This is a genomic window from Sphingopyxis sp. L1A2A (assembly GCF_005502465.1).
Lineage (GTDB): Bacteria > Pseudomonadota > Alphaproteobacteria > Sphingomonadales > Sphingomonadaceae > Sphingopyxis.
Genome location: NZ_SCOT01000005.1, coordinates 64779 through 84456, shown reverse-complemented (window position 1 = coordinate 84456; position 19678 = coordinate 64779). Strand labels below are relative to the sequence as shown.

The window sequence follows — 19678 nt, the reverse complement described above, 5'->3', positions numbered from 1 at the left end:
GCGTTAAACGCCAGCCGCCGCGTCGCCCTCTTCCCGCGCCAGCTTCGCCGCGTGCCGCCGTTCGCGCAGCGTTTCCAGCACGCTCGCCGCCTGCCGTCCGCCGCCCGCGACAAAACGATGGTCCATCCCCGCGGTCACATCGCCTTCGCTGATCTGCACATGCAGGCGCTCGGCATCGAGATGACGCAGCGCCTGTTCGACGTCGGCGATCTCGGCCTCGCCGACGTCGATCTGTTTGAGCGCCAGCAGCCCCAACGCGATCGAGCTTTCAAAGGTTTCGCGCACCGCGCCATCGACCCCGGCGCCGTCGATCGCCATCAGCTGGCGGCGGTCGAACACCCGGGTCAGGATTTTCGCGTTCGGAAACGCCTTGACGATGGGCGCCAGCACCGCGGCATCGATGCTGCGATCGTCCGTGCAGAAGATGATCAGCCGCGCTTGTTCAGCATCGGCGCGGCGCAGCACATCGACGCGCAGCCCGTCGCCATAATAGACCTTGGTATCGTAGCGCCCCGACGTTTCGATCTGGCTGGCCTTTTTGTCGATCAGCGTCACCGAACAGTCGACCGCGTTCAGCATCTGCGTGACGATCTGCCCGAACCGCCCGTACCCGACGACGATCGCCGACCCGCGCGGGGCATGTTCGGGATCGTCGAGCTCGGCTTCGACGCTGGCGGGGGCGAATTCCAGGTTGCGCGCGAACAGCATCAGGAACGGAGTCGATATCATCGACAGCGTCACGACGGCGCTGAACAGGCTCGCGGCCTCGGGCGCGATCAGCTGCGCTTCGGTCGCCTGGGTGAACAGCAGAAAGCCGAATTCACCGCCCTGGCTGAGCAACAGGCCAAGCCCCAGCGCGACGCTCCATGGCTTGCCGAACAGGCGGACGATGACGGTCAGCACCGCGACCTTGACCGCGACCAGCCCGGCGGCGAGCGCCACGACGCGCAGCGGATCGTCGCGGATGACATTGAGGTCGAGCACCATGCCAACCGCGAGGAAGAACAGCCCGAGCAGCACGAGGCGGAAGGGTTCGACGTCGGCCTCGATCTCGTGCCGATACGGCGAATCGGCGAGCATCACCCCGGCGATGAACGCGCCCAGCGCGGTCGACAGGTGCAGGCTGTGCATGAACGCGGCGCTGGCAAGGACGACGAGCAGCCCGACGACGACGAACAGCTCGCGCTCGCCATAGCGGCCGATGATCCGCAGCAGCGGGTTGACGACAAAGCGCCCCGCGAGCACCAGGACGACGATCGCCCACACCGTGAAAAACGCGGTCTCCCACCCCGGCGGCGCGTCGGGATTGGCGGGCGCGCGCGACAGCGCGGCGACGATCGTGATCATCGGCACGATCGCCAGATCCTGGAACAACAGGATCGAAAACGCTTTTTCACCGAAGGGCGAATTGATCCGCCCCGAGCTTTTGAGGCTGGGCAGCACCTGCGCGGTCGACGACAGCGCGAGCGGCAACCCGAGCGCCAGCGCCGCCTGCCAGCTGAAGCCCAGGATCAGGAAAATCAGCCCGGAGAGGATCAGTCCGGTCACCACGACCTGCGCCAGACCCAGCCCAAAGATCGCGCGGCGCATGTCCCACAAACGCCGCGGATGCAGTTCGAGCCCGACGAGGAAGAGCAGGAAGGCAATGCCGATTTCGGCAAAGGCGAGCTTCGATTCGCCGCCGCCGACCAGGCCCAGGCCATAGGGGCCGACCAGCGACCCCGCGATCAGATAGCCCAGCACCGCGCCCAGCCCGAGACGGCGGAACAGCAGCACGAACAAGGTCGCAACCCCCAGCAGGATCGCGCCTTCGATCAGCGCCGTGTCACTCGCCTGCTCGGCGGCGACTTCGGCGGCCACCGCGCTCAGCCCAAGCAGGCTCATACCCGCACGCCCTGTTTCTCGAGCGCCAGGATCGCGGCGTCGAACGGCAGCAGGATCGCCCCCTGCCGCGCCGGATAGTCCCGCGCCGGAGCGAGCAGATCGAACCCCGGCCAATCGGGAACGTCGCCGGTGCCACCGAACCAGCCCGCGATCGCATCGCGCGCATCACGGATCTCGTCGCGGCTGCGCCCCTTGACGTGGCGCGCCAGCAGCGTCGCGGCGGCCTGTCCCAGCGCGCAGGCTTCGACATGCATGCCGATCCCGGTCACCCGCCCAGCGTCATCGGCGTCGAGGTCGAGGAGGATGCGGCTGCCGCACAGCGGCGCCCGCGCGGTCGCGTGATAGCGCGCGTCGGGATTGGGCAGATGGTCAGCGGTCGCCACCGCCAGCGCCAAAATATCGCGGTTATACAGCGGCGCGCTCATGGCGTCGGCGCGTCCTTCTGACCGGCCTCCGCCTCGCGTGCTTCCGCGCGGCGCTCGGCGATCACCTGGCTCAGCGCCTGGCTCGTCGCGTTGAGCGCGGGATAGGTGCGGCTGTCGGTCATCCACGTCGGGCGCTGGGCGTTGCCATAGCCGATGTCGTAAAGCAGCGTCAGCACCATGAAGCCCAGCGCCGCGATCATCAGCCCCTTCACCGCGCCGAATCCCGCCCCCAGCCCGCGGTCGAAACCGCCGACGAGCGAGGCACGGCTGCGCTGTCCCATCGCGCGCGATCCCCATTTGGCAAAGGCGAACACGCCGCCGAACAGCAACACGAACGCCAGCATCGCCGCGCCGCCGCCGCTGCCGACCCAACCGGTGAGCAGGTCGGTGACAGCCGGATGAAAGAAGCGCACCGCCGCAATCGCCAGGATCCAGGCGAGCAACGTCGTCACTTCCTGCACCAGGCCGCGCGAAAAACCGAGCACCGCGCTGCCGCCGACGAGCGTCAGTACGAGGATATCCAGAGCTGTCAGACTTCCCATTCAGGGGTGGCTAGTCGCGACCGAGCATCAGGTCAACGAGTTCGCCGAGCCGTGCGAAAGCGGTCACCGCTATTCCACCGACCGGCTTCATGCCCTGCGGCCCCCAGCCGCGCGAAAAACCCAGCTTTGCGGCCTCACGCAGCCGCAGCCCGTCGTGCGACACCTGCCGCACTTCACCCGACAGCGACAATTCGCCGAAGACGATGGCGTCGGCGGGCACCGGCCGCTCGCTGAACGCCGAAATCAGCGCCGCGGCGACCGCGAGGTCGGCGGCGGGATCGGTCAGCCGGTAGCCGCCCGCGATGTTGAGATAGACTTCGGCGGCGCCCATTTGCAGCCCGCAGCGCGCCTCCAGGACCGCGAGCACCATCGCCAGCCGGCCGCTGTCCCACCCGACGACCGCGCGCCGCGGCGTCGCGCCGCTCGCCAGCCGCACGGTAAGCGCCTGCACCTCGACCAGCACTGGGCGCGTGCCTTCCAGTGCGGGAAACACCACCGATCCCGGCACATCGCGGCTGCGGTCGGTCAGGAACAGGCTCGACGGGTTCGACACCTCGCCCAGCCCCTCCTCGCCCATCGCGAACACCCCGATCTCGTCGGTGCCGCCGAAACGGTTCTTCACCGCGCGCAGGATGCGGTACTGGTGGCTGCGCTCGCCCTCGAACGCCAGCACGGTATCGACCATATGTTCGAGCACGCGCGGCCCGGCGATCGTCCCGTCCTTGGTGACATGGCCGACCAGCACGATCGCCGCATCGCTGTCCTTGGCATAACGGATCAGCTCCTGCGCGCTCGCGCGCACCTGGCTGACCGTCCCCGGCGCGCTGTCGATCAGGTCGCTGTGCATCGTCTGGATCGAATCGATGACGACGAAATCGGCGGTCTGGCGGTCGAGCGTCGCCAATATGTCGCGCACCGACGTCGCGCTGGCGAGCGCCACCGGCGCATCGCCCAGCCCCAGCCGCTGCGCGCGCAGCCGCACCTGCGCCGCGGCTTCCTCGCCGCTGATATAGACGACCGACTTGCCCGCCTGCGCGAGCCGTCCCGCCGCTTGGAGCAGCAAGGTCGATTTGCCAATCCCCGGGTCGCCGCCGATCAGCGTCGCCGACCCTGCGACGAAGCCGCCGCCCAGCGCACGGTCGAATTCAGCGATCCCGCACAGCATCCGCTCGGGCATCTTGCTTTCGGCATTCAGCGTTTCAAGCGCGATCGTCCGCCCGCCTTTGCTCAGGTCGTGCTTGGCCGAAAAGACGGTCTCGCCGGCCTCTTCGACCAATGTGTTCCACTCGCCGCAATCGGCGCATTGCCCTTGCCAGCGATAGGTGGCGGAGCCGCAATTCTGACAGACATATTGACGTTTTGCTTTGGCCATGCGGCTTCGCATAATAGGAACAAAGGTGGAACGCTAGCCCTTTCCCACTTTCGTCACCCCGGACTTGATCCGGGGTCCATGCGGCGGCCGCGGCTATGGATCCCGGATCAAGTCCGGGATGACGAAAGTGGGGTCGTGACGGTTCATATTTCGCGCGCATTGCTCTAGGGGACCGGCAACACCCGAATCGCCCTTCCGACAGAAAGCCCGCGCCATGAAATTCTTCGCCGACACCGCCGAAATCGCCGACATCCAGGAACTCGCCGCGACCGGCCTGCTCGACGGGGTCACCACCAACCCGTCGCTGATCGCCAAGTCAGGGCGCGATTTCAAGGAAGTGACGCGCGAAATCTGCGCCCTCACCACCGGCCCGGTGTCGGCCGAAGTCGTCGCGCTCGACCATGCAACGATGATGAAAGAGGCCGAAATTCTCCGCAAGATCGCTCCTAACGTTTGCATCAAGGTGCCGCTGACGATCGACGGGCTGAAAACGTGCAAGGCGCTGACCGGCGACGGCACGATGGTCAATGTCACGCTCTGCTTCTCGGCGGCGCAGGCGCTGCTCGCGGCAAAGGCCGGCGCGACCTTCGTCTCGCCCTTCGTCGGCCGTCACGACGACAATGGCTTCGACGGGATGCAGCTGATTTCCGACATCCGGCTGATCTATGACAATTACGGCTATGAGACCGAAATCCTCGTCGCCAGCGTGCGCCACGGCATCCATGTGCTCGAAGCCGCCAAGATCGGCGCCGACGTGATGACCGCGCCGCCGTCGGTGATCAAGGGGCTGTTCAAGCATATCCTGACCGAAAAGGGCATCGAAGGCTTCCTCGCCGATTGGGCGAAGACCGGCCAGTCGATTTAACGACTCATACTCTCTGTCGCGCAGCGATGGGGAGGTGGCGGCGGCGTAGCCGCTGACGGAGGGGCCATGACGCGACGTCGCCGCCCCTCCACCATCCTGCGGACGGTCCCCCTCCCCATGGCTTCGCCACAGGGAGGATTACAGTTGACGTAAACGTCAACCAACCGCGATACTCCCGCCAAAGGGAGAGATTCGCGATGACCGACACCACCATCCTCACCGAACGCCGCGGCCACGTCCTGATCGTCACGATCAACCGCCCCGAAGCACGCAACGCGGTCAACGCCGCGGTCCATATCGGCATCGGCACCGCGCTCGAAACCGCCGAAACCGATCCCGAAATCCGCGCCGTCGTCATCACCGGCGCAGGCGACAAGAGCTTTTGCGCGGGGGCCGACCTAGTTGCCTTGTCGCGCGGCGAAAGCCTCTATCCCGACGATCCGGCGCAGCAGGCGTGGGGGTTTGCCGGCATGGTGTCGCACCCGATCTCGAAGCCGATCATCGCCGCGGTCAACGGCTTCGCCTTCGGCGGCGGCTGCGAAATCGCGCTGATGAGCGACATCATCATCGCCGCCGATCATGCGCAATTCGGCCTGCCCGAGGTCAAGGTCGGGCTGTTCGCCGCCGCGGGCGGCGCGTTCCGCTTGGCGCAGCAGCTGCCGCGCAAGCTGGCGATGGAATATATGCTGACCGGCGACCCGATCCCCGCCGCGCGCGCCGCCGAATTCGGCCTCGTCAACCATGTCGTGCCGCTTGCCGAGCTGCTGCCCACCGCGATCGCGATCGCCGAAAAGATCGCCGCCAACGCGCCGCTGTCGGTGCAGGCATCGAAGCGCGTCGCGCTCGGCATCCATGAGGGCCGCATCGCCGCCGACGCGCCCTTTTGGGAAGCTAACACGCTCGAACGCACCGCGCTGATGCGCAGCGAAGACGCGCGCGAAGGCCCGCGCGCCTTTGCCGAAAAGCGCAAGCCCGAGTGGAAGGCGCGCTAAAATGACGATGACCGATCCCGAGCGCATTCCCGTCATCATCGGTGTCGGACAGGTAAACGACCGGCCCGAGGATCCCGACGACGGTCTCGATTCGCTCGGGCTGATGGTCGCGGCGCTCCGGATCGCTGCCGAGGACGCTGGCGTGCCGCTGGCCGACCTCGACAGTCTGGCGATCGTCGATCAGATCAGCTTTCACCACCTCGGCAAACTGTGCGAACCCCTCGCCGCCGCGATCGGGGCGACGCCCGCGATCAACTATCAGTCCGCCGCGCCGCACGGCGACACCCCGGTGCGCCTGCTCAACGAGGCCGCGAACCGCATCGGCGCGGGCGAGATCAAACTCGCGGCGATCATCGGCGGCGAAGCATTGCGTACCGCCGCGGGCCGCGCCGCCAAGGCCGCGAGCGGCGAGGACAAAAGCTATAATGCGATCCGCAAAGTCGCGACGCGGCGCGAACCGAACTACGCCCAGTTGCACGGGCTGGCCGCGCCGGTCGATGTTTATCCGCTCTATGAAAATGCGACCCGCGCCGCGTGGGGGCAGAGCCTCACCGAGGCACAAACAGAAAGCGCCGAAATCTGGTCGCGCTTTTCCGAAGTCGCCGCCGCCAATGACGGCGCGTGGATCCGCAAGCCCACCTCGGCTGCGGACATCCTGACCGTCGATGAACGCAACCGGCCGATCGCCTTTCCCTATTCCAAGCTGATGGTCGCCAATTCGTCGGTGAACCAGGGCGCCGGATTTATCGTCGCCAGCCTCGCCGAAGCGTGGCGGCGCGGCATCCCCGAGGACCGCCTGATCTACGTCGGCATGGGCGCCGCGGCCAAGGAGCCCGCGAGCATCCTCCACCGCGACCGCTATGACGGTAGCGTCAGCATGGAAACGTCGATCACCCGCACCCTCGCGCTCAACGGCATGACGGCGCGGGATTTCGATCATGTCGAACTCTACAGCTGCTTCCCCTGCGTGCCTAAAATGGCGCGGCGCATCCTTGGCTGGCCGGTCGATCGGCCCGCGACGGTGTTCGGCGGGTTGACCTTTGGCGGCGGCCCGATCGCAAACTATATGAGCCATGCCATTGTCTCGATGGTCGATCGCCTGCGCGCCGAGGGCCGCCATGGCTTTCTGTTCGCCAACGGCGGTTTTGCGACCGACAATCATTGCATCGTGCTGGGGCGCGAGCCGATCGCGGCGGCGAGCTTCCCGCAGGATTTCGATTACCAGGCCGAAGCCGAAGCTCGGCGCGGCCCGGTGCCCGATTTGGCCGAGGATTATGCCGGGCCGGCGACGATCGAAAGCTATACGGTATTTTATGGCCGCGATGGCGGTCCAAAGGCCGGGGTTGTTGTGGCGCGGGCGCCGGAGGACAAGCGCACGCTGGCGCATGTCGATATTGGCGATGCGGCGATGCTGGCGTTCCTGACCGATGGAAAGGTGGAGCCGGTTGGTGCGGCGGGGCAGATCGTGGCACTTGATGAGGGCTTCGGCTGGCGCGCGGTCTAATCTCCCCTCCCGCTTGCGGGAGGGGCACTAGATCTCGAACGAAACCCCCTGCGCCAGCGGCAGCGCATCCGAATAATTCACCGTATTCGTCGCCCGCCGCATATATTGGCGCCATGCGTCCGACCCGCTCTCGCGCCCGCCGCCGGTTTCTTTTTCACCGCCGAACGCACCCCCTATCTCGGCGCCCGACGTGCCCAGATTGACGTTGGCAATCCCACAATCACTCGCGACCAGAAACCGCTCGGCCTCGCGCATGTCGGTGGTGAAGATCGCTGACGAAAGCCCCGCCGCGACATCATTGTGCAGGTCGATCACCGCGCCCAAGTCATAATAGCGCATCACATAGAGGATCGGCGCGAACGTCTCCTCAAGCACCGGACCGACCTGCCCCGGCATTTCGACCAGCGCGGGTTTCACATAATAGCTCGCCCCCTCGCCGACCCGCGTGCCGCCGTGGATGACGCCCCCGGCGGCTGAGGCGGCGGCCAGCGCCTGCTGCATCATCTCATACGCCGCGCGGTCGATCAGCGGCCCGACGAGCACCTCGCCCTCCAGCGGGTTGCCGACGCCGACGCTGGCATAAGCCGCCTTCAGCCTGGCAACGAAACCGTCGTAAATGCTATCGTGCAGGAACAGGCGCCGCGTCGTCGTACAACGCTGACCCGCGGTCCCCATCGCCCCGAAGGCAACGCCGCGCAGCGCCAGATCAAGGTCCGCCGAGGGCGCGACGATCACGCCATTGTTGCCGCCAAGCTCGAGGATCGCGCGCGCGAACCGCTCCGCCAGCCGCGGCGCGACGGCGCGGCCCATCCGCGTCGACCCGGTCGCCGAGACGAGCGCGACGCGCTTGTCGTCGACCAGCGCCTCGCCCGCCTCGCGCCCGCCGATCAGCAGTTGCGCCAACCCGTCGGGTGCATCACCGAAGCGCGCCACCGCGCGCGCGAAAATCGCCTGCGTCGCGAGTGCGGTGAGCGGCGTCTTTTCGGACGGTTTCCACACCACGCTGTTGCCGCACACCAGCGCCAGCGCGGCATTCCACGCCCACACCGCCACCGGAAAATTGAACGCCGAGATGACGCCCACGACGCCCAGCGGGTGCCACACCTCCATCATCCGGTGCCCCGGCCGCTCGGTCGCGATGGTCAGGCCATATAATTGCCGCGACAGTCCGACGGCGAAGTCGCAGATGTCGATCATCTCCTGCACTTCGCCCGCACCCTCCGACGGAATCTTGCCCGCCTCGATCGTCACCAGCTTCGCCAGATCGTCCTTGGCGGCGCGCAGTTCCTCACCCCACAATCGCACCAGTTCGCCGCGCCGCGGCGCCGGGACTTGGCGCCAGGCGCGGAACGCAGCCGTCGCTGCATTGAGCCGCTCGTCGATCGCCGCGCCATCGACAACCTGCACCATGCCCAGCTGCTCGCCGGTCAGCGGCGTCGCCGACGGCATCGACCCGTCGGTCCATGCCGCGCGGTCAACACCCAGCGCGTCCAGCAACAGTCCGACGTCTTCGCCGATCCCGGCCATTGTTTTTCCTCTCGTGTTCATCCTTGCGCCGCCCTCTAATCCCCTCTCCCCGTTCGTGTCGAGCGAAGCCTGTCCTGAGCGTGCCGAAGGGTCGAGACACCATGAAGGCGGGCGTTGCCGAGCGGCATCTCGACTTCGCACGATGCGAACCGATATTGGGGTTTCAAGATTTGCTTGCTCGCCGCGATCCAGCCTATCGAATAGGGAGAGCGTCGTCAGAACATTAGCGGGAGAGTCGTCAAGTGTCGTCCGAATTGCCGCCGTCCGAGCCTTTCGTCCCCGTCCCCGCCGACGCCGCGGCCAACACGCATTGCGGCGCCGCCGATTACGACCGGCTCTATGCACAAAGCATCGCCGACCCCGACGCCTTCTGGGCCGAACAGGCGAAGCGGATCGACTGGATCACGCCGCCGACCAAAATCGCCAACTGGTCCTATGACCCGGTGTCGATCAAATGGTATGAGGACGGCGTCCTCAACCTCTGCCACAACGCCGTCGACCGGCATGTCGCCGCAGGCCATGGCGACCGCACCGCGATCATCTTCGAGCCCGACGCCCCCGATGGCGAGACGCGGACGATCAGCTACGCCGCGCTGCTCGCCGATGTCATCCGTTTTGCCAACACGCTCAAGAAAATGGGCGTCCGGAAGGGCGACCGCGTCACCATCTATATGCCGATGATCCCCGAGGGCGCGGCGGCGATGCTCGCCTGCGCGCGCATCGGCGCGGTGCACAGCGTCGTCTTCGGCGGCTTCTCGCCCGAGGCGATCCACGGGCGGATCGAGGATTGCGCGAGCGACTGGGTGATCTGCGCCGACGAGGGGCGGCGCGGCGGCAAGACCGTTCCCCTGAAAGCCAATGTCGACAAGGCATTGGAGCGCATCGACGTCAAAGCGGTGCTCGTCATCGCGCACACCGGCGGCGACGTCGCGATGCAGGAAGGCCGCGACCATTGGTACGATGCGCTGTCGGCCGACGTCAGTGCCGACTGCCCGTGCGAACCGATGGGCGCCGAGGATCCGCTGTTCATCCTCTACACCTCGGGATCGACCGGCAAGCCCAAGGGCGTGCTCCACACCGTCGGCGGCTACAGCGTCTGGACCGCCAGCACCTTTCATTATGGCTTCGACTATCGCCCGGGCGAAGTGTTTTGGTGCACCGCCGATATCGGCTGGGTCACCGGACACTCCTATGTCGTCTACGGCCCGCTCCAGAATGGCGCGACGACCTTGATGTTCGAGGGCGTGCCCAACTATCCCGGTCACGACCGTTTCTGGCAGGTCGTCGATAAGCATCGGGTCAATATCCTCTACACCGCCCCCACCGCAATCCGCGCGCTGATGCGCGAGGGCGACGATTATGTGACGCGCCACGACCTCAGCTCGCTTCGCCTGCTCGGCAGCGTCGGCGAACCGATCAACCCCGAAGCATGGCGCTGGTACAGCGACACCGTCGGCAAGGGCCGCGTTCCCGTGATCGACACCTGGTGGCAGACCGAGACCGGCGGGATCATGATCACCACCCTGCCCGGCGCGCATCCGGCCCAGCCGGGCAGCGCCGGCCGCCCCTTCTTCGGCATCCGCCCGCAGCTCGTCGATGCCGAGGGCGGTGTGCTGGTCGACGAACAGAGTGGCGGCGCGGCCGAGGGCAATCTCTGCATCACCCACAGCTGGCCCGGACAGGCGCGGACGATCTATGGCGACCATGGCCGCTTCGCTGAAACCTATTTCTCGACCTATCGGGGCAAATATTTCACCGGCGATGGCTGCCGCCGCGATGCCGACGGCTATTGGCGGATCACCGGCCGCGTCGATGATGTCATCAACGTGTCGGGCCACCGCATGGGCACCGCCGAGGTCGAAAGCGCGCTGGTGCTGCACGAGCTGGTGGCCGAGGCCGCGGTCGTCGGCTTCCCGCACGATATCAAGGGCCAGGGCATCTACGCCTATGTGACGCTCAACGCCGGGGTCGAACCGACCGAAGAGATCGCCGCGACGCTGAAGCAACAGGTCCGCAAGGAAATCGGCCCGATCGCCACCCCCGACCATATCCACCTCACCCCCGGACTGCCCAAGACGCGCAGCGGCAAGATCATGCGCCGCATCCTGCGCAAGATCGCCGAGAATGACTTCGGGGCGCTCGGCGATACGTCAACTCTCGCCGATCCGAGCCTGGTCGACGGGCTGATCGAGGGACGCAAGAACCGGTAGCCTCTATCGTCATCCCGGACTTGATCCGGGATCCATCGCGACGGCGCGCCCTTTGACCCCGGACCAGTCCGGGGTGACGATGGGGTGACGATAGAGTCGGACTATTTCGCCAGCGCCTCGCACAAACTGTCGGTCGCCAGCGCGATGCGCGATTCCGCCGTGTCGCGATTGGCGGGGCTATTCTGCACCCCGCGCGTCTCGGTGTTGAAGGCCAGCAGGCTGCCGACCCGCTGGTCGGGGCACAGGCTAAGGTAGGCGCGAAAGCCGTTCTGGTCGCCATTATGCCCGACAAACCGCACCGCCGCGCTGCGATCGATGAAAAAGGCCAAGCCGCTCTGCGTCGTCGTCGCCATGCGACCCTGCGTGAAGTCCTCGCCCGCCGAAATTTGCGGCGTCCACATGTCCTCCAGCGAAGACCGTTTCAGTACCAGATCATAGTCGGATTGCCGCGCCGGATCGCCGAGCAGGAACGCCGCATATTTTGCCATGTCGGGCATTGGCGCGTTGAGCCCGCCGTTCGACACCGTCACCCCGGTATCGACATCGAACGGCGCCGCCACGCGCTTGCCGTCGCGAATAGTATAGCTGTGCGATCGGTGCGGCATCAGGTGCGGCGGGGTGCGGTCGAACGTGCTGGCGTGCATGCCCAGCGGCTTCAGGATATTCTTGTCAATATAGACTTCATAATCCTCGCCCGACAGCCGCTCGATCACCTGACCCAGATAGACGATGCCGGGGTTGGAGTAGCTGAAGCGGCTGCCGGGCTTAAACTCGACCTTGGTATAGGGCAGCATCGCCGCCAGCTGCGACCAGCTGGCCGGCTCGAACGGCTGCCAGTCATGGCCGCGCCACGGCCAGGTTCCGCTCCGAAAGCCCGCGCTGTGGCTCATCAGCTGGCGCAGCGTGATCGCGCCCGTGTCGCCATGCGGATTATGCACCGCCATAAGTTCCGGGACATATTTGACAATCGGATCGTCGAGCGACAGCAGGCCGCGATCGCGCAGCTGCATGATCGCGATTCCCGTCATCGTCTTGGTGATCGACGCCCAGTGATAGATCGTCTGCGCATCGACCGGGACATGCGCCTCGGCATCCTGCTCGCCCCGATGATCGGCAACGACCGTCCGGCCGCGCAGCACGACGTAGAAGCTGCTCCCGACGATATTCGACCGGCGCATTTCGGCGCGATGCACCGCGCGAAAATCGTCCAGGGCCTTGTCGAAGCGCGCCTCGTCGGCGGTGGCGGGCGTGGCCGTCAAGACAAGCGCGGCGGCAATCCAGCGCATCATGGCAATCCCTCCCGATCCAGTGCCGGAGGACGGTGGCCGATCAGGATCAGAAATGAAAGTCGGGAAGCTCCGCCAGCGCAATCCCCAGCGCTTCGGCCCAGCCGTTGGCGACGCTGTCGAAATAGGGGTCGCCGCGCTCGAACCGCCGTTCGCGCACCGTCGTATAATCGTCGCGCTCGTGGATCTTCAGGTCGATCGGCAGATCGACCCCGGCGTTGGCGCGGATCGTCGAATCGAACGACACGCACAGCAGCTTGACCGCGTCCTCGAACGACATCGCCGGATCATAGGAGCGGACGATGATCGGGCGGCCATATTTGGTTTCGCCGATCTGGAAAAAGGGATTGTCCTCGCCTGCCTCGATGAAATTGCCCTCGGGATAGACCAGAAACAATCGCGGTTCGGCGCCCGCAATCTGGCCGCCAACGATCAGCGAGGCGCGAAAGGGGGAGGCAGCCGCCGGTCCCTCGGCATTGTGGCGCATGACGATCTGACGCAGCGTTTCGCCGACGATCGTCGCGATCTGGAACATCGACGGCGCCGCCAGGATCGACGGGTGGCGGTCTTCGGGCGCCTTGGTGCGCTCGTCGAGCAGGCTGACGACCGCCTGCGTCGTCGCCAGATTGCCCGCCGACATCAATGTGATGACACGCTCGCCCGGCACGTGCCAGCTGCGCATCTTGCGGACCTGCGCGATGTCGTCGACACCGGCATTGGTGCGGGTGTCCGACATGAACACCAGCCCCTTGTTCAAACGCATGCCCACGCAATAAGTCATCGAATCCTATATCCCCGCCCCGGATAATCCTGTGTTCCCCCGGTCCGCTTATTGCTGGACCTGCAATTGAACAACCAGATTTTCCTGCGCCGCGCCATAGCGCATGCCGCGCACCGGGGCGGCATCGCGATAATCGAGCCCGGTGGCGACGCGGATATAGCGCTGATCGGGCGAATGGCCGTTGCTGACGTCAAAGCCGATCCAGCCGATATGGTCGAAATGCGCCTCCGCCCACGCGTGCGTCGCATCCTGCTGGGTGCGGTCGTTCATCATCAGATAGCCCGACACATAGCGCGCCGGATGCCCCAGATGGCGCATCGCGGCGATGAAGATATGGGCATGGTCCTGGCACACCCCGCCTTCGCTGCCGAGCGCCTGTTCGGCGGTCGTTTCCGCGTCGGTAAACCCGATCCGGTACGCCAGCCGGTCGATGATTAATGCCGACAGCGCATGGGCGCGTTCGATGTCATTGGCGTAATCACGGCCCAGCTGCGCGGTCAGCGCGCGCACTTGCCGCCCCGCGCGCGTGAGCGGCGTCGGGCGCAGAAAGGTCCATAGCGGCATCGCGCCGCGGTGCGCGCCGATGACACCATCCCAGGTTTCCAGCTCGACGGTGCCGTGGCAACGGATCGTCAGTTCGGTCACCCCGCCATCGATCGCGATCAGGTCGACGCCATTGCCGTGATGGTCGCTATAGTGAAGCTGCTGCGCGCCGCCCTTGATGTCGATCGCCCAGTCGACGATATGCTGCTGTCCCGGCCGATCCTTCGGCGTCAGCTTGAGCTGCTGCAGCGCATATTTGACCGGCGCATCATAGTGATAGCGGGTGATATGTTCGACGCGCAGTTTCATTCGACAAACCGATAGTCGCGCTCGACCTGCCGCGCGAGGTTGGCGATGTCGCGCAGGAAGCCGGTCACATATTGGTGGAGTCCGCCGTCGAAAATCGACTGGATCGGCGCATTGAGTTTTTCGTGGCTCAGCGCATGCGCCAGCCGCCACGCCTCGGTCTCTTCGCCATAATGACGTTGCAGCTGGGCCAGATGATTCTCCATCCGCTCGCTGCAAAAGGCCAGGCTGCGCGGCATCTGCGGATACAGGATCAGGAATTCGGCGATCTTCAGTGCGCTGATCTCGGCCCCGTACAGCCAGCGATAGGCGCGGTGCGCCGACACCGAGCGCAGGATCGTTTCCCACTGCACATTGTCGATCGAGGTGCCGATATGCGCGACCGAGGGAAGCAGCAGATAATATTTGACGTCGAGGATGCGCGCGGTGTTGTCGGCGCGTTCAAGATACGTACCGAGCAGCGCGAAATGATAGCCGTCGTTGCGCAGCATCGTGCCGTTGAGGGCGCCGCGCACCTGCGCGCTCTGCTGGCGGATCGTCGTCAGCACATCGGGCAGATCATCCTCGCGCACCTGCCGTTTGAGCAGCGCGGTCAGCGTCATCCAGCTGGTGTTGACCGCCTCCCACGTCTCCCGGGTCAGCGCGGTGCGCGCGGTGCGCGCATTGTCGCGCGCCTGCCGGATCACCGACAAAATGCTCGACGGGTTGGCGGGATCGCGGAGCAGGAAATCGATCACCCGGGCCGAGCTGTAATCGCCATGCGCGGTCTGGAAGGCCTGATTGACCCCCGCGGTCACCAGCACCGATTTCCATTCGGCGGCGGCGGTCGATGAACGGGTGAGCGCGATGCGGAACCCCGCGTCGATCAACCGCGCGTTATTCTCGCTGCGCTCAAGATAGCGCGCCATCCAGAAGAGGCTGCCTGCGGTCTTGCCTAGCATCAGTCTTCCAATACCCAGGTATCTTTGGTCCCGCCGCCCTGGCTCGAATTCACCACCAGCGAGCCCCGCGTCATCGCAACGCGCGTCAACCCGCCGGGGGTGATCGTGATCCCCTGCGGCGACATCAGCACGAACGGCCGCAGGTCGACGTGGCGCGGCGCCAGTCCCTTTTTGGTAAAGATCGGCACGGTCGACAGCGACAGCGTCGGCTGCGCGATATAATTGCTCGGGTTCGCCTCCAGCTTGGCGCGGAACGCCGCGAGTTCCTTCTTGCTCGCGGCGGGGCCGACCAGCATCCCGTAACCGCCCGATCCATGGACCTCCTTGACCACCAGCTCGGGCAGTCGGTCGAGCACTTCGCGCAGATGCTCGGGGTCCGAACAGCGCCAGGTCGGCACATTGGGCAGCAACGCCTTTTCGCCGGTATAAAATTCGATGATGTCGGGCATATAGCTGTACAGCGCCTTGTCGTCGGCGATGCCGGTGCCCGGCGCATTGGCGATGGTGATCCCGCCGGCGCGATAAACGTCCCAGATCCCCGGCACCCCGAGCATCGAATCGGGGCGAAAGTTCAGCGGATCGAGGAAGTCGTCATCGACGCGGCGATAGAGGACGTCGATCGCCTTATAACCCTGCGTGGTGCGCATCGCGACGCGCCCGTCGACGACGCGCAGGTCGTGCCCCTCGACCAGCTCGGCACCCATATGGTCGGCCAGATAGCTATGTTCATAATAGGCGCTGTTGTGGATCCCCGGGGTCAGCACCGCGACCGTCGGCGTCCCGCCGCACGCCGGCGGCGCGCAGGCGGCCAGCGATTTGAGCAGGTTGATCGGATAATCGCTGACCTCGCGCACCGGCACTTTCGCGAACAGTTCGGGAAACATCTGGAGCATCGTTTCGCGATTTTCGAGCATGTACGACACCCCCGACGGGGTGCGCGCATTATCCTCGAGCACGTAAAATTCGTTGGCGCCGGTGCGCACGATGTCGGTACCGCTGATGTGGGTATAAATGCCGCCGGGCGGATCGAGCCCCATCATCATCGGCAGAAATGCGACATTGCCGGCAATCAGGTCGGTCGGCACCCGCCCGGCGCGCAAAATCTCCTGCCGGTGGTAAATGTCGTACAGAAAGGCGTTGAGGGCGCGGACGCGCTGTTCGATGCCGCGCGACAGGCGGCGCCATTCGCTGGCCGAAATGATCCGCGGCACAACATCGAACGGGATCAGCCGCTCGTCGCCATCGGCGGCGCCATAAACGTTAAAGGTGATGCCCGTGGTGCGGAACAGTGCCTCGGCCTGCACCGTCTTGTGCTGGATGCGCGCCACATCCTCGGCCTCGAACCACCCGCAATAGTCTCGATAGGGCGACCGGGTTTCGCCCTCCTGGCTGTTCATTTCATCGAAAAAGGAAATGCGTCCGCCCTTTCCACGCAACATGCCACCCCTTGCCGCGCCCGATGTCTTCGGCGTGCGCGGCGCGTTCTGTTCCAGCTGCTGCGTCGTTCGCCGGCTACGTGGCCGCCGAGCTTATGCACCCGATGCTAATCGCGCCCGCCCGGGATGGCAAGCGGCCTCGTGACGCCGATTGATACGGTAACATCAAGGGGTTGGCCGCCGCTTCCTTCGTCATGCCGGACTTGATCCGGCATCCCTCCCGGCGCCGCGGCATGGACCCCGGATCAAGTCCGGGGTGACGAATGGAAAGCGAGCCGGACGATCGGGGTCAAATCGCCCCGTGGCAATGCTTGTACTTGCGGCCCGAACCGCAAGGACAGGGCGCGTTGCGGCTGATGTCGAGCGCCGCATAGGGATTTTCCCCCTCCGGCAGGTCCGGACGCGGCGACTGCATCGGCGGCAGCGTGTTGGCGATGACGCCCAGCTCGCCGCCGTCGATGTCGGCGCTGTTATCATCGCCGGTGAACGGATCGATGTGGGTGGTCAGAAAGTCCGGCAGGTCGGGGAGCGGCATAGCCTCGGGCTCTTCAAAGCGCAGGTCGATCCGCGCGACGGTGCGCGTCACGTCCTCGCGGATGTTCGACAACATGCGTTCGAACAGCGCAAAGGCTTCCTGCTTATATTCGTTGATCGGCTGTTTCTGGGCATAGGCGCGCAGAAAGACGACCTGACGCAGCGCATCGAGCGTCGCCAGATGCTCTTTCCAATGATGATCGAGGGTCTGGAGCAGCACCGACTTTTCGATGCCCTTCCACGTTTCGGCATCGACCTGACCCGCCTTTTCGGCGGCGACCGCATCGGCCTGGGCCTGGATGCGCTCCTCAAAGATTTCGGCATCGACCGCATCTTCCTGCATCCAGTCGTCGATCGGCGGCGACAGGTCGAGGATGTTCAGCGTCCGCTCCTTCATCTGCTCGATGTTCCACTGTTCGGGATAACTGCCCGGCGGGCACGCATCGGCGATGATCGCATTGACCGTTTCGGCGCGCATCGCGACCATCACCTCGTCGACGGTTTCGCTGTCGATGATTTCGCCGCGCTGTTCGTAGATCACCTTGCGCTGGTCGTTCATGACGTTGTCATATTCGACGACCTGCTTGCGGATGTCATAATTGCGCGCTTCGACCTTTTTCTGCGCGGTCTCGATCGCCTTCGACAGCCATTTCGACCCGATCGCCTCGCCATCCTCCAGATTCTTGTTCATCATCTTGGAAAACAGCGTGTCGGGGCCAAAGATGCGCAGCAAATCATCGTCGAGGCAGAGGTAGAATTTCGACAGGCCGGGATCGCCTTGGCGCCCCGAACGGCCGCGCAGCTGGTTGTCGATGCGGCGGCTTTCGTGGCGTTCGGTGGCCAGAACGAACAGCCCGCCGGCCGCCTTCACCGCTTCGCGCTCGGCGGCGACTTCGGCGGTAATGCGCGCGATCGCGGCGTCGCGCTCGGCACCCTCCGGGACGTCGCTCAGCTCGTCGTTGATGCGGAATTCTTCGTTGCCGCCCAATTTGATGTCGGTGCCGCGGCCCGCCATGTTGGTCGCGATGGTCACCGCGCCGGTGCGCCCGGCCTGCGCGACGATATGCGCTTCATTTTCGTGGAAACGCGCGTTCAGGATGCTGTGCGCGACGCCTTCCTCTTTCAGATAGGACGACAGCAGTTCGGACTTTTCGATCGACACGGTGCCGACCAGCACCGGCTGGCCGCGCTCGTTCGCGGCGCGGATCGTCTTGGCGATGGCGCCGAACTTGTCGGCGATATTCTTGTAAAATTCATCCTCGTCGTCGACCCGCGCGATCGGGCGGTTGGTCGGGATGTTGACGACATTCATCTTGTAAATGTCGAAAAATTCGGCGGCTTCGGTCGCCGCGGTGCCGGTCATCCCCGACAATTTGGGATACATGCGGAAATAATTCTGGAAGGTGATCGATGCCAGCGTCTGGTTCTCGGGCTCGATCTGGACGCCTTCCTTCGCCTCGACCGCCTGGTGCAGGCCGTCGGACCAGCGGCGGCCGTCCATCATCCGACCGGTAAATTCGTCGATGATCACGACCTTGCCGTCCTTGACGATATAGTCGGTGTCGATGCGGAACATCTGGATCGCCTTCAGCGCCTGATTGACGTGATGGACGACCTGGGTGTTCTCGATGTCGTAAAGGTTGCTGCCCTGGAGCAGCCCGGCATCCTCGAGCAGCCTTTCGACATGCTCGGTGCCATCCTCGGTCAGGTTGATCGACTTGGACTTTTCGTCCTTCTCAAAATCTTCCTCGACCAGATGATGGACGATTTCGTTGACGCGAATATACAGCTCGGATTTGTCGTCGGTCGGGCCGGAGATGATCAGCGGGGTGCGCGCTTCGTCGATCAGGATCGAATCGACCTCATCGACGATCGCGAAATTGAAAGTGCGGTGGACCATCTGCTGGCGATCGAACTTCATATTGTCGCGCAGATAATCGAACCCCAGCTCGTTGTTCGTCGCATAGGTGATGTCGCTGCCATAGGCGTCGCGGCGCTGCAATTCGTTCAGGTTGGGGACGATGATCCCGGTGGTCAGCCCCAGAAAACCATAGACCTGCCCCATCCATTCGGCGTCGCGGCGGGCAAGATAGTCGTTGACGGTAACGACATGCACGCCCTTGCCCTCAAGCGCGTTGAGATAGGCGGCGAGCGTCGCAACCAGCGTCTTGCCTTCGCCGGTACCCATTTCGGCAATCTCGCCGCGGTGCATGACGATGCCGCCGATCATCTGGACGTCGAAATGGCGCATACCGAGCGTGCGGACCGCGGCTTCGCGCACCGTCGCAAAGGCCTCGGGCAGGATGTCGTCGAGCGTTTCGCCGGCGATCAGGCGGTCGCGGAAGGTCGGCGTCTGCGCCTGCAATGCCGCGTCATCGAGCGCCTGCATGGCGGGTTCAAAGGCGTTGATCTTGTCGACGATCTTGCGGATCGAGGCGACATAGCGGTCGTTGGACGAGCCGAACAGGCTCTTGGCAAGGCCAGAAAACATCGAGGATTCCTTGGGATATAGATGAAAGGGCGGCGCGTT

At 65.0% G+C, this 19678-nt stretch carries 15 protein-coding genes; 4 read left to right on the top strand and 11 right to left on the bottom strand.

Features of this window, described 5'->3' with window-relative positions:
• Nucleotides 1-3: 3 nt before the first annotated feature.
• Genes FFS68_RS05185 through radA form a run of 4 tightly spaced genes read right to left on the bottom strand, consistent with a single transcriptional unit; the run spans nt 4 to nt 4223 of the window.
• Entirely contained in the window at nt 4-1884 is a 1881-nt protein-coding gene (locus FFS68_RS05185; protein WP_137752139.1) for a cation:proton antiporter, read from the bottom strand.
• Complete coding sequence (locus FFS68_RS05180) at nt 1881-2309, bottom strand: iron-sulfur cluster assembly scaffold protein (protein WP_137752138.1); 429 nt, start codon at nt 2307-2309, stop codon at nt 1881-1883. Before FFS68_RS05180 ends, FFS68_RS05185 begins: the two co-directional genes overlap by 4 nt.
• On the bottom strand, nt 2306-2851 hold the full coding sequence (locus FFS68_RS05175; RefSeq protein WP_171003747.1) for a CvpA family protein: 546 nt from the start codon (nt 2849-2851) through the stop codon (nt 2306-2308). The genes FFS68_RS05180 and FFS68_RS05175 overlap by 4 nt, the downstream gene beginning before the upstream one ends.
• Nucleotides 2852-2861: 10 nt before the next feature.
• On the bottom strand, nt 2862-4223 hold the full coding sequence (gene radA, locus FFS68_RS05170) for a DNA repair protein RadA (RefSeq protein ID WP_137752137.1): 1362 nt from the start codon (nt 4221-4223) through the stop codon (nt 2862-2864).
• Between the two features lie 214 nt (nt 4224-4437).
• On the opposite strand from radA, the gene fsa reads away from it, so the two are divergent.
• The 3 genes from fsa to FFS68_RS05155 all read left to right on the top strand — a co-directional run bounded on the left by fsa (nt 4438) and on the right by FFS68_RS05155 (nt 7584).
• Nucleotides 4438-5088 (top strand): fructose-6-phosphate aldolase, encoded by a 651-nt coding sequence (gene fsa / locus FFS68_RS05165; protein ID WP_058809965.1) that lies wholly within the window; start codon nt 4438-4440, stop codon nt 5086-5088.
• Between the two features lie 197 nt (nt 5089-5285).
• Entirely contained in the window at nt 5286-6080 is a 795-nt protein-coding gene (locus FFS68_RS05160; RefSeq protein ID WP_137752136.1) for an enoyl-CoA hydratase-related protein, read from the top strand.
• 1 nt (nt 6081) lies between these two features.
• Complete coding sequence (locus FFS68_RS05155) at nt 6082-7584, top strand: acetyl-CoA acetyltransferase (protein ID WP_249340021.1); 1503 nt, start codon at nt 6082-6084, stop codon at nt 7582-7584.
• 27 nt (nt 7585-7611) lie between these two features.
• On the opposite strand, the gene FFS68_RS05150 is transcribed toward FFS68_RS05155, so the two are convergent.
• Complete coding sequence (locus tag FFS68_RS05150; protein WP_137752135.1) at nt 7612-9111, bottom strand: aldehyde dehydrogenase family protein; 1500 nt, start codon at nt 9109-9111, stop codon at nt 7612-7614.
• Nucleotides 9112-9353: 242 nt separating this feature from the next.
• Between FFS68_RS05150 and acs the strand changes: the two genes are divergently transcribed.
• Nucleotides 9354-11321 (top strand): acetate--CoA ligase, encoded by a 1968-nt coding sequence (acs, locus tag FFS68_RS05145; protein WP_249340020.1) that lies wholly within the window; start codon nt 9354-9356, stop codon nt 11319-11321.
• A 101-nt stretch (nt 11322-11422) separates the two neighbouring features.
• Here the strand turns inward: acs and FFS68_RS05140 are convergent, their stop codons facing one another.
• The 6 genes from FFS68_RS05140 to secA form a co-directional block, all read right to left on the bottom strand.
• A complete protein-coding gene (locus FFS68_RS05140) occupies nt 11423-12610 on the bottom strand; it encodes a serine hydrolase domain-containing protein (protein ID WP_137752134.1) in 1188 nt (395 codons plus the stop codon).
• A 46-nt stretch (nt 12611-12656) separates the two neighbouring features.
• Complete coding sequence (locus FFS68_RS05135) at nt 12657-13388, bottom strand: peptidase (protein ID WP_137752133.1); 732 nt, start codon at nt 13386-13388, stop codon at nt 12657-12659.
• Nucleotides 13389-13436: 48 nt separating this feature from the next.
• Nucleotides 13437-14240, bottom strand: coding sequence for a transglutaminase family protein (locus FFS68_RS05130; RefSeq protein ID WP_137752132.1), 804 nt, complete (start codon nt 14238-14240; stop codon nt 13437-13439).
• A complete protein-coding gene (locus FFS68_RS05125) occupies nt 14237-15178 on the bottom strand; it encodes an alpha-E domain-containing protein (RefSeq protein WP_137752131.1) in 942 nt (313 codons plus the stop codon). The genes FFS68_RS05130 and FFS68_RS05125 overlap by 4 nt, the downstream gene beginning before the upstream one ends.
• Nucleotides 15178-16617: a circularly permuted type 2 ATP-grasp protein gene (locus FFS68_RS05120; protein WP_137752130.1), complete on the bottom strand. Its 1440-nt coding sequence runs from the start codon at nt 16615-16617 to the stop codon at nt 15178-15180. The genes FFS68_RS05125 and FFS68_RS05120 overlap by 1 nt, the downstream gene beginning before the upstream one ends.
• Before the next feature lie 286 nt (nt 16618-16903).
• Nucleotides 16904-19639 (bottom strand): preprotein translocase subunit SecA, encoded by a 2736-nt coding sequence (gene secA, locus FFS68_RS05115; RefSeq protein ID WP_137752129.1) that lies wholly within the window; start codon nt 19637-19639, stop codon nt 16904-16906.
• Between the last annotated feature and the right edge of the window lie 39 nt (nt 19640-19678).

Excerpts from the sequence above, each read along its gene's own strand:
- fsa (WP_058809965.1), top strand. The coding sequence starts at position 4,438 with ATGAAATTCTTCGCCGACACCGCCGAAATCGCCGACATCCAGGAACTC.
- secA (WP_137752129.1), bottom strand. The coding sequence starts at position 19,639 with ATGTTTTCTGGCCTTGCCAAGAGCCTGTTCGGCTCGTCCAACGACCGC.
- FFS68_RS05135 (WP_137752133.1), bottom strand. The coding sequence starts at position 13,388 with ATGACTTATTGCGTGGGCATGCGTTTGAACAAGGGGCTGGTGTTCATG.
- radA (WP_137752137.1), bottom strand. The coding sequence starts at position 4,223 with ATGGCCAAAGCAAAACGTCAATATGTCTGTCAGAATTGCGGCTCCGCC.
- FFS68_RS05140 (WP_137752134.1), bottom strand. The coding sequence starts at position 12,610 with ATGATGCGCTGGATTGCCGCCGCGCTTGTCTTGACGGCCACGCCCGCC.
- FFS68_RS05125 (WP_137752131.1), bottom strand. The coding sequence starts at position 15,178 with ATGCTAGGCAAGACCGCAGGCAGCCTCTTCTGGATGGCGCGCTATCTT.
- FFS68_RS05160 (WP_137752136.1), top strand. The coding sequence starts at position 5,286 with ATGACCGACACCACCATCCTCACCGAACGCCGCGGCCACGTCCTGATC.
- FFS68_RS05120 (WP_137752130.1), bottom strand. The coding sequence starts at position 16,617 with ATGTTGCGTGGAAAGGGCGGACGCATTTCCTTTTTCGATGAAATGAAC.
- FFS68_RS05150 (WP_137752135.1), bottom strand. The coding sequence starts at position 9,111 with ATGGCCGGGATCGGCGAAGACGTCGGACTGTTGCTGGACGCGCTGGGT.
- FFS68_RS05185 (WP_137752139.1), bottom strand. The coding sequence starts at position 1,884 with ATGAGCCTGCTTGGGCTGAGCGCGGTGGCCGCCGAAGTCGCCGCCGAG.
- FFS68_RS05180 (WP_137752138.1), bottom strand. The coding sequence starts at position 2,309 with ATGAGCGCGCCGCTGTATAACCGCGATATTTTGGCGCTGGCGGTGGCG.
- FFS68_RS05130 (WP_137752132.1), bottom strand. The coding sequence starts at position 14,240 with ATGAAACTGCGCGTCGAACATATCACCCGCTATCACTATGATGCGCCG.
- FFS68_RS05155 (WP_249340021.1), top strand. The coding sequence starts at position 6,082 with ATGACGATGACCGATCCCGAGCGCATTCCCGTCATCATCGGTGTCGGA.
- FFS68_RS05175 (WP_171003747.1), bottom strand. The coding sequence starts at position 2,851 with ATGGGAAGTCTGACAGCTCTGGATATCCTCGTACTGACGCTCGTCGGC.